Source organism: Micromonospora sp. CPCC 206171 (assembly GCF_036906755.1).
Lineage (GTDB): Bacteria > Actinomycetota > Actinomycetes > Mycobacteriales > Micromonosporaceae > Micromonospora > Micromonospora purpureochromogenes.
In genome coordinates, this window is the sequence record NZ_JBAKHT010000003.1 from 111,418 (window position 1) to 124,296 (window position 12,879).

The 12,879-nt window shown below is 73.7% G+C and carries 12 protein-coding genes; 5 read left to right on the top strand and 7 right to left on the bottom strand.

The features are described 5' to 3' along the window. Positions 1-39: 39 nt before the first annotated feature. A complete protein-coding gene (locus V6U89_RS05580) occupies positions 40-1,071 on the top strand; it encodes a phosphatidylinositol-specific phospholipase C domain-containing protein (protein WP_334569546.1) in 1,032 nt (343 codons plus the stop codon). A gap of 108 nt (positions 1,072-1,179) precedes the next feature. Here V6U89_RS05580 and V6U89_RS05585 read toward each other — a convergent pair whose 3' ends face one another. The 3 genes from V6U89_RS05585 to mca all read right to left on the bottom strand — a co-directional run bounded on the left by V6U89_RS05585 (position 1,180) and on the right by mca (position 5,093). Then, positions 1,180-3,642, bottom strand: a complete 2,463-nt coding sequence (locus V6U89_RS05585) for a putative bifunctional diguanylate cyclase/phosphodiesterase (protein WP_442933876.1) — start codon at positions 3,640-3,642, stop codon at positions 1,180-1,182. A 242-nt stretch (positions 3,643-3,884) separates the two neighbouring features. Further along, complete coding sequence (locus V6U89_RS05590; RefSeq protein WP_435820024.1) at positions 3,885-4,160, bottom strand: hypothetical protein; 276 nt, start codon at positions 4,158-4,160, stop codon at positions 3,885-3,887. A gap of 51 nt (positions 4,161-4,211) precedes the next feature. Next, positions 4,212-5,093 carry a mycothiol conjugate amidase Mca gene (gene mca, locus V6U89_RS05595; protein WP_334569548.1) on the bottom strand — a complete coding sequence of 294 codons (882 nt, stop codon included), beginning with the start codon at positions 5,091-5,093 and terminating at the stop codon, positions 4,212-4,214. Between the two features lie 189 nt (positions 5,094-5,282). Between mca and V6U89_RS05600 the strand changes: the two genes are divergently transcribed. Further along, positions 5,283-5,717, top strand: coding sequence for a DUF4307 domain-containing protein (locus V6U89_RS05600; RefSeq protein WP_334569549.1), 435 nt, complete (start codon positions 5,283-5,285; stop codon positions 5,715-5,717). A 140-nt stretch (positions 5,718-5,857) separates the two neighbouring features. Then, the gene (gene greA, locus V6U89_RS05605; RefSeq protein WP_154939421.1) at positions 5,858-6,358 is read left to right on the top strand and encodes a transcription elongation factor GreA; all 501 of its coding nucleotides are present in this window, start codon (positions 5,858-5,860) and stop codon (positions 6,356-6,358) included. 75 nt (positions 6,359-6,433) lie between these two features. On the opposite strand, the gene ilvA is transcribed toward greA, so the two are convergent. From ilvA to V6U89_RS05625, 4 genes are read right to left on the bottom strand one after another with little or no spacing between them, the layout of a single operon-like run. Then, the gene (gene ilvA, locus V6U89_RS05610) at positions 6,434-7,654 is read right to left on the bottom strand and encodes a threonine ammonia-lyase (protein WP_334569550.1); all 1,221 of its coding nucleotides are present in this window, start codon (positions 7,652-7,654) and stop codon (positions 6,434-6,436) included. Further along, positions 7,651-8,661, bottom strand: coding sequence for a DUF4328 domain-containing protein (locus V6U89_RS05615; protein WP_334569551.1), 1,011 nt, complete (start codon positions 8,659-8,661; stop codon positions 7,651-7,653). The genes ilvA and V6U89_RS05615 overlap by 4 nt, the downstream gene beginning before the upstream one ends. An 11-nt stretch (positions 8,662-8,672) precedes the next feature. After that, positions 8,673-10,082, bottom strand: a complete 1,410-nt coding sequence (locus tag V6U89_RS05620; protein ID WP_334569552.1) for an amidase — start codon at positions 10,080-10,082, stop codon at positions 8,673-8,675. Positions 10,083-10,098: 16 nt separating this feature from the next. Continuing rightward, positions 10,099-11,238 (bottom strand): cystathionine gamma-synthase, encoded by a 1,140-nt coding sequence (locus V6U89_RS05625; RefSeq protein ID WP_334569553.1) that lies wholly within the window; start codon positions 11,236-11,238, stop codon positions 10,099-10,101. Between the two features lie 426 nt (positions 11,239-11,664). Between V6U89_RS05625 and V6U89_RS05630 the strand changes: the two genes are divergently transcribed. Then, positions 11,665-12,090: an HIT family protein gene (locus V6U89_RS05630; RefSeq protein ID WP_334569554.1), complete on the top strand. Its 426-nt coding sequence runs from the start codon at positions 11,665-11,667 to the stop codon at positions 12,088-12,090. Positions 12,091-12,164: 74 nt separating this feature from the next. Then, positions 12,165-12,827 (top strand): peptide-methionine (S)-S-oxide reductase MsrA, encoded by a 663-nt coding sequence (gene msrA / locus V6U89_RS05635; RefSeq protein WP_334569557.1) that lies wholly within the window; start codon positions 12,165-12,167, stop codon positions 12,825-12,827. The last annotated feature ends 52 nt before the right edge of the window (positions 12,828-12,879 follow it).

Below are 12,879 nucleotides of genomic sequence, written 5' to 3' on the forward strand. Positions count from 1 at the left end.
CATGCCGGCGATCGTCGCCGGCCTCGCGAGGAGGCACGCATGCGCGGATCCCGTCGTCTGTCCGTACTCACCTCGGTCGCGGTGCTCGCGGTCGTCCTCACCGGACAACCCGCAGCCGCCGCCGTGGACCCCGCCACCCGGATCTCCGGGACCACGGCCGTCGGCACCCACAACGCGTACGAGCGCGGCACCTACACCTACCTGGCGCAGGCGCTCGACGCCCGGCCCGGGATGATCGAGCTGGACGTCTGGCCGGACGTGATCACGCGACAGTGGCGGGTCAGCCACTCCAACCCGCTCGGCAACGACAACAACTGCGTCGCCGCCACCAGCGCGGCGCAGCTCTACACCGGCACCCGCAACAAGAACCTCGAACACTGCCTGGACGACATCCGGCTCTGGCTGGGCGCCCACCCCGACGCCGGGCCGGTGCAGCTCAAGCTGGAGCTGAAGACCGGGTTCAGCGCCCGTACCGGGCAGGGACCGGTCCAGCTCGACGCGCTGCTCGCCGCCCGGCTCGGCGACCGGATCTTCCGCCCGGTCGACCTCCGCGGCGGGTACGCCTCGCTGGACGCCGCCGCCCGGGCCGACGCCTGGCCGACCCGCCAGCAGCTCGCCGGCAAGGTGCTCGTCGAGCTGATCCCAGGCACCGTCGAGGAGGGAAACCCCACCGACACGCTCCGCACCGACGTCGAGTACGCCCGTCACCTCGCCGGCCTGGCGTCGGCCGGCAGCCTCGCCCGGGCCCAGGCGTTCCCCGCCGTGCACAACGCCCAGGCCGGCGACCCGCGCACCCGCTACACCGAGCTGAGCCTGCGGCCGTGGTTCGTCGTCTTCGACGGCGACGCGAGCGCGTACGTCGGCGGCGGCATCGACACCTCCTGGTACGCCACCAACCACTATCTGCTGGTGATGACCGACGCGCAGAACGTGCCGCCGAAGGTGGGGAACACCGACCCGGACGCCGCCCGGGCCCGGGTCGCCCAACTGGCGGCGGCGCACGCCAGCATCGTCTCCGCCGACTGGGCGGCGCTGCCGACCGTCGTCGGCGAGGTCCTCCCCCGCGCCTGACCGCCCGGCCGGGCTGCTGCCCGCGGCCCTGGCCCCGTTTGCGGCGTGTCGGGGTGTCCCGCCCGCCCGGACACCCCGACACGCCGCATCTCGCGAACGGGCGGTGGGTCAGGAGGCGCCGTCGGCGCGCAGCGGGAAGACGTTCGACTCGGCCGACTCGCGCAGCGTGCCGAGCACCGCGCCGATCTTGTCGGCCGGCATCGGCTTGAAGAAGTGGTATCCCTGGGCGGCGGTGCAGCCCAACTCGGCCAGGGCGAGCCGCTGCTCGGCGGTCTCCACCCCCTCCGCGACCACCCGCAGCCCCAGCTCGTGGGCGAGCCCGACGGTGGTCCGGACGATCGCCGCGGCCTCCGGTGACTCGGCCATCCGGATCACGAACGAGCGGTCCACCTTGAGCTCGTCGACCGCGATCCGGGTCAGGAAGGTCAGCGACGAGAAGCCGGTGCCGAAGTCGTCGACGGCGAGCTGCACGCCCATCGCGCGGACCGTGGCCAGGACCTCGTCGATCACCTCCAGCTCGCTCATCACCACCGTCTCGGTGATCTCCAGGACCAACCGGTGCGGCGGCACCTGGTGGCGGCGCAGCGCGTCGGCGATCTCGGCCGGCAGCCGGGGGTCGAGCAGGCTACGGGCCGACAGGTTCACCGAGATCGGCACGTCCAGGCCGTCCCGGGCCCAGTCGGCCGCCACCGCGAGCGCCTTGTCCAGCACGTACCGGGTGAAGGCGCCGAGCTGCTCGCTGTTCTCCACGGGGCGGATGAAGTCGACCGGGCCGAGCCAGCCGCGCCGCGGGTGCCGCCAGCGGATCAGCGCCTCCACCCCGGTCGGGGCGCCGGTGGCCAGGTCGACCGCCGGTTGCAGGGCCAGCACCAACTGGTCGTCGGCCTGCAACGCCTCCCGCAGCTCCGCCAGCAGCGCCAGCTGGTCGGTGCTCGCGGCGTCCCGGGCGCTGTCGTACGCGGCGACGCTGCCGCCGCCCTCCTTGGCCTGGTACATGGCGATGTCGGCCCGGCGCAGCAGCTCGGTCAGGTCGGCGGTGCCCGCCCCGGCCACCACCACCCCCACCGACACCTCCACGGACATCCGCACCCCGGCCACCTCGGTCGGCGCGGCCAGCCGCTCGGCGATCTCCCGGGCCTGGCGCAGCGCGTACGCCATCGGGGCGGACCGGTCGCCGATCACCGGGACCGACGTCAGCAGCAGGGCGAACTCGTCCCCGCCGAGGCGCCCCAGCAGGTCGCCCCGGCGGGCGAGGGTGCCGAGCCGGTTGGCGGTGAGCCGCAGCAGCTGGTCGCCGGCCGCGTGCCCGAGGGTGTCGTTGACCTCTTTGAACTGGTCGATGTCCAGCAGCAGCAGCGCCACCGGGTGGTCGTGGGCGAGCTGCCGCAGCGCCTGGTCGCCCTTGCTGAGCATGGCCGCCCGGTTCACCAGCCCGGTCAGCGCGTCGTGCACCGCCTCGTACGACGACCGCGCGCTGACCAGCCGCAGCTCGCGGTGGGTGGCCGCGTCGTGCAGCGCGGCGGCGAGGGCGTCGGAGAAGGCGGCCACGGCGTCCCGCTCGCGGGCACTCGGTGGCGCCGTGGCAGGGAAGCGGACCCGCAGCTCGCCGACCTCGACATCGCCAACGGTCAGCGGGCGGGCCAGCTCGTGCTCCGCCGTGGACGGCCGGGCGGGCGGCCCGACCTCGCGGTCGCGCACCTGGCCGGAGGCGTCCCCCCGGTACCGGCGCCAGCGGCCGTCGCCCCGTGCGACGTCGACGTCGACCAGCTCCGCGCCGAAGAGGGTCAGCGCGCCGGTCACCGCGGCGGTGGCCACCCCGCGCTCGTCGAGCTGGTTGAGCGCGGCGGTCGCCTCCGCGAAGGCCCGCCAGTCCCGTCGTTCCTGGTCGGCCCGGAGCCGGTGCCGGTAGGTCTGCTGGAGCAGCCAGAGCAGGGGCGGAAGCAGCAGCAGCCAGCGGGCGTCGATCTCCACCAGGGCGACCACGACCAGGCCGACCGCGACGTTGCCGACGAACATCAGCATCTTGCCCCGGAGCGCGGCGAGCACCGGCGGGCCGATGGCGACGCCGTGGCGCAGCGCCAGGTTGGCGCCGCCGAGGCAGGCGGTGGCGAGCAGGTAGCTCACCGAGCCGGCGATCAGGGCGAGCGCGAGCCCGGGGGTGGGCACGGCCAGCAGCGGCGCGCCGAGCGTGGTGGCGACCGCTACGGCGAGCGCGACGGCGGCGGTCAACGAGGCGGCGATCCGCAGCACCTCGAGCGGGGGCCGGCGGTCGACGGCCAGGGACATCCCCGTCCAGGCCAGGCCGGTGCCGAGCAGCGCCGCGGCCGGCAGCCACCCCGCCGGTACGAGGTAGAGGCAGACGATCAGCGCGGCCTCGCCCCAGGTGATGCTGACCATGCCGGTGGCGGTGCGGAACCTCAGCCGGGCCAGTTGGGCGACCGCGAACGCGGCGAGCGCGATGCCGAACCGCGCGGGGGCGGGCAGTGCATCGTCCGGCGGAAGCGTGACGGGGACGGTCAGGCCGATCAGGACCGCCGTGAAGGCGGTCAGCGTGACGGCGGTGATCAACAGGAGCACCCGCGGCGGCGTGCCGCCCGGATCGGGCCGGTCGACCTGGTCGCCGGCCCGGCCGGACGTCACCGGCCCGCTCCGTCCGCCGGGGGGCTGCCCGGGACGGACGCTGCTGCGACGGTCATGGCGCCCCCTCCCGCGCACGGCTCAGGGACTTTTCGGTCCCCCCGGCGGAAGGCTAAGCCAATCCGGGTGGTCGCAACAGGGGCTGACGACCCAGATCGGCGTGAATCACGCTCCGACTAGCCGTTTCGGTGCTGCTGGTGGCCGTTGGGGGTGTCCGTGCGGGATTCCTGCGTCGAGGTCCCGTCCGCCGGATCGGTGGCCGACGTGTCGGCCTGCCCCTGGGTGGGGAACCGGTCGGGCAGCCGGCGCAGCCGGGCGTTCATGTTGCGGATCAGCAGGATGGTGGCAGCGGCCAGGAGCAGGATGAGGAAGAGGCCCATCGGCCCGGCCAGACCACCCGTGCGGGTGTCACCGAAGTTGTTCTCCGCGAGCACCTGGGCAGCGGCGGTCAGCATGGTGTTTCTCCGATGTGCGGTGGGGTTTCAGCGTAGCTCCCCGCCCGGTCAGCGGGCATGGGCCGTCTCGCGCACCCCGGCGAAGAGATCCGACTCGGGCAGCGGGCTGTCGACCAGCGAGCGGACGAGCTGGAAGTCCTCCGTGGGCCAGGCGCGCCGCTGCAGCTCCATCGGCACGTGGAACCAGAAGCCGTCGGGGTCGATCTGGGTGGCGTGGGCGCGCAGCGCGTCGTCGCGGACCGGGAAGTAGTCGGCGCACTCCACCCGGGTGGTGATCCGCGGGCCCTTGTCGGGACGGTCGTCCCAGCGCTTGAGCCACTCCTCGTACGGCGAGGCCAGGCCCGCGGCGAGCATGCCCTCGTGCAGCGCCATGATCTTGCCCTTGGAGAAGCCGATGTCGTAGTAGAGCTTGAGCGGCTGCCAGGGCTCGCCGAGCTCCGGGTAGCGCTCCGGGTCGCCGGCCGCTTCGAAGGCGGCCACGCTCACCTTGTGGGTCATGATGTGGTCGGGGTGCGGGTAGCCGCCCTCCTCGTCGTACGTGGTGACGACGTGCGGACGGAACTCGCGCATCAGCCGCACCAGCGGACCCGCGGCGACCTCGACGTCCTCCAGGGCGAAGCAGCCCTCGGGCAGCGGTGGCAGCGGGTCGCCCTCGGGCAGCCCCGAGTCGACGAAGCCGAGCCAGGCCTGCTCGACGCCGAGGATCGCCCGGGCGGCGTCCATCTCGGCGCGGCGGATCTCGCCGATGTTGGCCCAGACGTCGGGCCGGTCCATCTTCGGGTTGAGCACGCTGCCGCGCTCGCCGCCGGTGCACGTCACGACCAGGACGTCGACACCCTCCGCGACGTATTTCGCCATGGTCGCGGCGCCCTTGCTCGACTCGTCGTCGGGGTGCGCGTGCACCGCCATGAGACGCAGTTGCTCTGCCACTGTGGGCGCTCCTCGTCTGTGCCGGCCGACGGCCCACCCCGGGCCGCCCGGCTGACCTGCCGGAATCCTCCCCCGTGCCGGACCCTGCCGGCGCCGACCTGTCATCCTTGACGGCAGGACGGGCTGGGAGCGTGGAACTCTCCCATTCTTGCCGATGCTTCCGACAACAACGCCAGGAGATACCCGCCGGTGACCGAGACGCACGCCACAATCACCCCGGGCGCGCCCGCGTTCCCGCCCGGACGGTACGGCCGCCGCCGCGAGCCGGGCCGCCGCCGGCCGCTGCTGGTCTGGCTGCTGGCGGCCGCCCTGGTCGCCGGGCTGGGCCTGGTCGCGACGCAGCTCTACGCCCGGTACGGCGACCCGGCGTACGACGCCGAGGTGATCACCTACACCGACGTCACCGACACCGGGGTGCGGGTCGACTTCCGGGTCACCCTGCCCGAGGGCGGCTCCGCGGTGTGCGTGCTGCGGGCCCGCTCCCACGACGGCACCGAGGTCGGTCGGGACGAGGTCGCGGTGAGCGCCCGGCCCGGGGCGCGGCACGCCACCACCCAGCACCGGATCGCCACCACCGCGCGGCCCTTCATCGGCGAGGTCGTCCGCTGCCGACCCGCCGGCTGACCCGCCGGCCGGAGCGGACGCCCCGGGACCACCGGTCGGGCACCACCGCCGGGGGTGATCGACGACACCCGCGGGTGTGCCGCACTGGTAACTTGGTAACTCACCTGTCAGCCAGTTCCGCACGATCGAGGAGTACGCCTGTGTCCACCAATGACAACGAGGCGCCCGCCACCTGGCTGTCCCAGGACGCGTACGACCGCCTGAAGGCCGAGCTCGACCAGCACATCGCCAACCGGCCGGTCATCGCCGCCGAGATCAACGCCCGGCGCGAGGAAGGCGACCTGCGGGAGAACGGTGGCTACCACGCCGCCCGCGAGGAGCAGGGCAAGGCCGAGGGGCGCATCCTCTACCTCAAGGAGCTGCTGCGCACCGCCAAGGTCGGCGAGGCGCCGACCGCCGACTCGGTGTCGCCCGGCATGGTCGTGACGATCTACTTCGACGACGACCAGGACGACACCGAGACGTTCCTGCTCGGCTCGCGGGAGATCGCCTCCACCACCGACCTGACGGTCTACAGCCCGGAGTCGGCGCTCGGCAAGGCGATCCTGGGCGGCCGCCCGGGCCAGACCTGCACCTACACGGCGCCGAGCGGCGCCGACATCAAGGTGACCGTGGTCAGCTTCGAGCCGTTCTCCGGCTGAGTCCGGCCCCGCCGGGTCCGCGCGACCCGGCGGTTCCCATCGCGTACGCCCCGAGGCGTGGCACCGTCGCCGGTGTCACGCCTCGGCCGCGAAGACCACCTGGTAGCCGCTGGCCCGCAGGGCGCTGATCAGCGTGTCCGAATGCTCGACGCCCCTGGTCTCCACCGAGAGCGCTACCTCGACCTCGCCGAGGCGCAGGTGCGGGTTGGCCCGCTGGTGCTCCACGTCGACCACGTTGGCCCGGTGCTCGGCGATCTCGGTGAGCAGCGAGGCGAGCTGACCGGGCCGGTCCGAGCAGCGCACCGTGACCCGCAGGTAGCGCCCGGCCGCGGCCAGGCCGTGCTCGATCACCCGCAGCATCAGCAGCGGGTCGATGTTGCCGCCGGAGAGCACCGCGACCACCGGCGCCTCCACCTCGACGACCCCGGCCAGCAGCGCGGCCACGCCCACCGCGCCGGCCGGCTCGACCACCTGCTTGCCGCGCTCCAGCAGCATCAGCAGCGCCCGGGAGATGTCCTCCTCGGAGACCGTGACGATCTCGTCCACCAGCTTGCGGACGTGGGTGAAGGTGATCTCCCCCGGGCGGCCGACCGCGATCCCGTCGGCGATGGTGGCGAAGGACGGCAGGCGTACCGGCTCGCCCGCGATCAGCGAGGGCGGGAAGGCCGCCGCGCTGGCCGCCTGGACCCCGACCACCCGTACGTCGGGGCGCAGCGCCTTGGCCGCCACCGCCAGGCCCGAGATCAGGCCACCGCCGCCGACCCCGGTGATGATCGTCTTCACGTCGGGGCACTGTTCGAGGATCTCCAGCGCCACGGTGCCCTGACCGGCGATCACGTCGGGGTGGTCGAACGGGTGGATCAGCACCGCGCCGGTCCGCTCGGCGTAGGTCTGCGCCGCCACCAGGGACTCGTCGACGGTGTTGCCGACCAGCTCGATCTGCGCGCCGTACCCCTTGGTGGCGGCCACCTTCGGCAGCGGCGCGTTCACCGGCATGAACACGGTGGCGTGGGCGCCCAGCAGGCCGGCGGCGAGGGCGACGCCCTGGGCGTGGTTGCCGGCGCTGGCCGCGACCACGCCCCGGGCGCGCTCCTCCTCGCTCAGCCGGGCGATCCGCACGTACGCGCCGCGCACCTTGTACGACCCGGCGCGCTGCACGTTCTCGCACTTCAGCCACGCCGGACCGCCCAGCTTGGCGCTCAGCGGCCGGGAGGGCTCCAGCGGGGTGGTGCGGGTGACGCCGGCGAGCAGTTCCCGCGCGGCTCGTACGTCGGCGAGACCGACCAGTTCCGTCATGCCCCGATCGTGCCACCCGCCACCGGGGGAACCTGCGGCGACGCCGGGGGCGTGTCGGCCGCGGCCTGCGGCGCGGGCGCGGCCACCGGCTGCGGCGCGGGCGCGGCCACCGGCTGCGGCGCGGGCGCGGCCACCGGCTGTGGCGGGGCGAACGTGCCGGGCGCGCCGGGGGCGAACCCGCCGGGCACCGGGGCGAACGGCCAGGCCGGCGTGGCGCGGGCGATCCGGTCCTGCTGGGCGGCGGAGATCTTCCGGATCAGCATGATGAACGACGCGGCGGCCACCACGCAGGCGATCGCCGGGATCGCGTTGCGGCCCAGGGCGCCCTGGTAGTAGTCCACGTACGCCTGGAAGTCCTCGGGGTCGACGGCCGTCTCGGGGAGCCGGGCGAACTCGAGGTCGTTCTTGCGGGTGAACAGCCGTTCGCCGACGCTGAAGACCAGCCACGCCGCCCACCAGACGACGACCAGCCACGGGGTGCTCCGGCGCCAGAGGCTGTCCCGGGCGATGTTGGCCACCACCCGGACGGGCACCACGAAGTTGGCGAACGGCACCAGCCAGCCGGCGATCGCCCAACCCTGACCGAGGACGGGCAGCGCGCCGGGGAAGGCGTCGATGTTCTTGCGCGCCCGCCAGGTCCAGATGATGACCAGCACGGCGGCGGCCAGGTAGGCCACCACGAACGGCAGGGTCAACAAGCCCTCGACGAGCAGGGCCCCGAGGAGCACCTCGCTGTTGCCGTCGCGTTCGGCCTGCCTCGCCAGCACCATCCCGGCCACCGGAGCGAGCGAGGAGAGCAGGTAGAACGCGGCGGTCACGCCGACCGCGATCGAGGCGGCCAGCCCGATGCCGCGCACCGAGTAGGTCTCCAGCCCCGGCGTGACGGCCGGCTGCCCGAGGGGGGTGTAGCAGTTCTGGCACTCGTCGAAGCTCGGGGACGTGGCGTCCCCGCAGGTCTGGCAGAGCATGGGGACCGTCCAGTGAGGTGCGGCGAGGGGGGTGCGCACACGCTAGACGATCATGCGGCGGCCGGCGACCCCGTTCCGACCCGCGGATAACCGGGAGCGTGCCGGGTCCACGGCGCCTGCATCTCGAACTGCCCGGCGACGGAGAGCAGCAGCAGCTCCGAACCGGGCGGGCCGACCAGCTGCACGGCGACGGGCAGGCCGTCCGGGCGCCGGCCGACCGGCACCACGATGGCCGGCAGACCGGCGATGTTCCAGGGCGCCGCGTACGGGGCGTACCGGATGTTGGCCTTCATGTTGGCCACCCACGACCGGCCGGACCAGGCGGCGGCCTCCGGCGGCGGGCCGGCCAGCGCCGGGGTGAGCAGCAGGTCCACCGAGTGGTCGGTGAAGAAGTTGATCGAGCGTTCGCGCCAGGCGGCCCGGTCGGCCTCCCGGACGTACCCCCGTCGCTGCGCCCACTCGCCCAGCGCGACGTGCCGGCGGCTGCGCCGCTGGAGGTCACGCCGGGCGATCCCGGCGGCGCGCACGTCGGCGGCGGCCGCGGCGAACCAGGTGGCGATGCCCTGGAGGCCGAGCGCGGTCGGATAGACCGGGTCGGCGGGGACGGTGTCGTGGCCGGCGGCGGCAAGCAGCCGGCCGGCGGCGGCCACCGCGTCCCGGTTGGGGGCGTCCGGCGAGACGCCGCGCACCGGGGAGCGCAGCGAGACGCCGACCCGCAGCCTCGGCGGCGGGACCAGCTTGTCGGCCCGGCGCCCGGCGAGCACCTGGAACCCGACCGCGGCGTCCGCCACGGTGGTGGTGAGCATGCCGTGCTCGGTGAGGCCGAACCAGTCCTCCGCGCCGAGCTGGGCCGGGATCACGCCCCGGCCCGGCTTCAGGCCGACCAGGCCGCAGCAGGCGGCCGGGATCCGGATCGAGCCGAGCCCGTCGTTGCCGTGCGCGATCGGCACCAGCCCGGCGGCCACCGCGGCGGCGGCGCCGCCGGAGGAGCCGCCGGGGGTGCGACGGGTGTCCCACGGGTTGCGGGTGATCCCGGACTCGTCGTCGGTGAGGGCCCAGAGGCCCAGCTCCGGCATCCGGGTCACCCCGAGGATCACCGCGCCGGCGCCGCGCAGCCGCCGGACCACCTCGTGGTCGGCCTCCGCGACGCCGGTACGCACGGCGGCCGAGCCGTTCCAGGTGGGTACGCCGGCGACGGCGGTGTTCTCCTTGACCGCCACCGGCACCCCGGCCAGCGGGAGGTTGGCCAGGTCCTCCTGCTCGTCGACCTTCTCCGCCTCGGTGATCGCCTCCCCGCCGCGTACCGTGCGGAACGCGGCGAGGTCGGCGTCGACCCGGGCGATGTGGTCCAGGTGGTCGGCGACGACCTGGGTGGCCGAGACATCGCCCCGGCGTACGCCCCGGGCGATCTGCTTGGCGGTCGCTCCGACCCAGGTCGGCATGATGTCCTGCACGGCCACCCTCCCCAGCCAGCGGTCAGCCCAGCGCCTGCTCCAGATCGGCGAGCAGGTCGTCGACCGTCTCGATGCCGACAGACAGTCGCACGAGATCGCCGGGAACTTCAAGCGGCGAGCCGGCAGCACTTGCGTGTGTCATCCGGCCCGGGTGCTCGATCAGGGACTCGACGCCGCCGAGCGACTCGGCGAGCACGAACAGCTTGGCCTGGTTGCAGATCTCCACGGCGTGCTCCTCGCCACCGGCGGCACGGAAGGAGATCATGCCGCCGAACCGGCGCATCTGCTTCGCGGCCACCTCGTGACCGGCGTGCGAGGGCAGGCCCGGGTAGATCACCTCGGCGACCTTGGCGTGCCCGTCCAGGTACGCGGCGATCCGCTCGGCGTTGTCGCAGTGCCGGTCCATGCGTACCCCGAGGGTCTTGATGCCGCGCAGGGTCAGCCAGGCGTCGAAGGGCCCGTTGATCGCGCCCATCGCGTTCTGGTGGTAGCGCAGCTCGTCGCCGAGGCCGGCGTCGGCGGCGATCAGCGCGCCACCCACCACGTCGGAGTGTCCGCCGATGTACTTGGTGGTCGAGTGGACCACCACGTCCGCGCCGTGCGCGATCGGCTGCTGCAGGTACGGCGAGGCGAAGGTGTTGTCGACCGCCAGCAGCGCCCCGGCGTCGTGCGCGACGCCGGCCAGGGCGGCGATGTCCGCGATGCCGAGCAGCGGGTTGGTCGGCGTCTCGATCCAGACGATCTTCGTGGTGGCACGCATGGCGGCCCGCACGGCGTCGATGTCGGAGACCTTGGCGGGGGTGTAGTCCAGCCCCCAGCGCTCGGCGACCCGGGCGAAGAGCCGGTAGGTGCCGCCGTACGCGTCGTCCGGGATCACCACGTGGTCGCCCGGCTTGCAGACGGTGCGCAGCAGGGTGTCCTCGGCGGCCAGGCCGCTGGCGAAGGCGAGCGCCACCGGGCCGCCCTCCAGGGCGGCGAGGCACTCCTGGAGCGCGTCCCGGGTGGGGTTGCCGGAGCGGCTGTACTCATAGCCGTGCCGAGGCGCGCCGACGGCGTCCTGGGCGTAGGTGCTGGTCTGGTAGATCGGTGGGATCACCGCGCCGGTGCGGGCCTCGGGGTCCTGGCCGGCGTGGATGGCGAGCGTCTCGAAGCCGTGACTCATTACCGAGACGTTAGTCCGCCGGTCCGCCGGGGCGGGCGGAACCCGGCCGCGGGTCGCCTCGCTCTCCCGTCGGGCGCGGTCCGGGTGTGCCCCACGCTCCCTGTGGAGCTGATGACGTAGACGATTCACGGCCCGCACCGGCCACCCCGAGGCGACGCACCCGCACCCGGTGAAGCCGGTCACCGCCGCCGCCGTCTCCTCTGGGCGCGTCTCTTGTCGCTGGGACGACGACAGATGCACCCGCATTACGTCTCCCCGGTCTTGCCGCTCACTGGGAGACGACCGGCGGGTGCCGCGGGTGGGTGAATCGTCTACGACGTCAGCTCCACAGCGCCCGGACTCCGCCCCGCCAGCCGCCGCGGCGTACGCCCATCGACCCGTGTCGCGGGGGCGGGCACCCCCCCGTTCCGGCATTACGCTGCCCGGGTGAGCGGGTGTGTGTTCTGCGGGATCGTGGCAGGCGAGGTGCCGGCGTTCCGGGTGGCCGACGAGCCGGACGGGGTTGCCTTCCTGGACACCCGGCCGGTCTTCAAGGGCCACGTGCTGGTGGTGCCCCGCACCCACCTGATCACCCTGACCGACCTGCCGGCCACGGCGCTGCCCGGCTACTTCGGCCTGGTCCAGCGGCTCGCGGTGGCGGTCGAGACCGGGCTCGGGGCCGGTGGGACGTTCGTGGCGATGAACAACAGGGTGTCCCAGTCCGTCCCGCATCTGCACACCCACGTGGTGCCCCGGACGAAGGGCGACGGCCTGCGCGGCTTCTTCTGGCCGCGCACCCGCTACGCCGACGACGCCGAGGCGCAGGGGTACGCCGACCGGGTCGCCGCCGCCCTCTCGCCCGCCGCCGCCTGACTCCGCCAGGCCCGGGTAAGGAACCGGGGCCCGGCGGTGTTGCAGGCGGGGAGAAGTACCGAAAGGAGACCCACGTGTTCCTTCGCCGTATGAAGGCCGAACTGCCCACCCCCGACCAGGCCCTGCCGGGTCGCCCGATCGCGATGCCGATCGGTGACCGGCACGAGGTGCTGCCGTCGACGCTGAAGGGTCCGTTCCCGGAGGGTTCCCAGGTCGCCGTCTTCGGCATGGGCTGTTTCTGGGGTGCGGAGCGGCTGTTCTGGACCCTGCCCGGTGTGATCACCACCTCCGCCGGCTACGCGGGCGGCATCACGCCGAACCCGTCGTACGAGGAGGTCTGCTCGGGGATGACCGGGCACGCCGAGGTGGTCCAGGTGGTCTACGACCCCGCGAAGATCAGCTACGAGGACCTGCTCAAGGTCTTCTGGGAGAACCACGACCCGACCCAGGGCATGCGCCAGGGCAACGACGTGGGCAGCCAGTACCGCTCGGCGATCTACACCACCACCGACGAGCAGCTGGCCACCGCGCAGGCGTCCCGGGACGCGTTCGCGCCGATCGTGGCCCGGGCCGGCAAGGGTGAGATCACCACGGAGATCAGGCCGCTCGGCACGTACTACTTTGCCGAGGACTACCACCAGCAGTACCTCGCCCCGACGAAGAACCCGAACGGGTACTGCAACCACGGCCCCAACGGGCTGAGCTGCCCGGTCGGCGTGGCCCGTACCGGGAGCTGACCGACCGGAATGTCCGATACCGGGCCTGCGGTGTTCCTCACACCGCAGGCCC

What these genes read in the sequence shown, in the direction of transcription:
- V6U89_RS05625 (WP_334569553.1), bottom strand. Translation starts at nt 11,238, where the DNA reads ATGAGTCACGGCTTCGAGACGCTCGCCATCCACGCCGGCCAGGACCCC.
- V6U89_RS05580 (WP_334569546.1), top strand. Translation starts at nt 40, where the DNA reads ATGCGCGGATCCCGTCGTCTGTCCGTACTCACCTCGGTCGCGGTGCTC.
- ilvA (WP_334569550.1), bottom strand. Translation starts at nt 7,654, where the DNA reads ATGACGGAACTGGTCGGTCTCGCCGACGTACGAGCCGCGCGGGAACTG.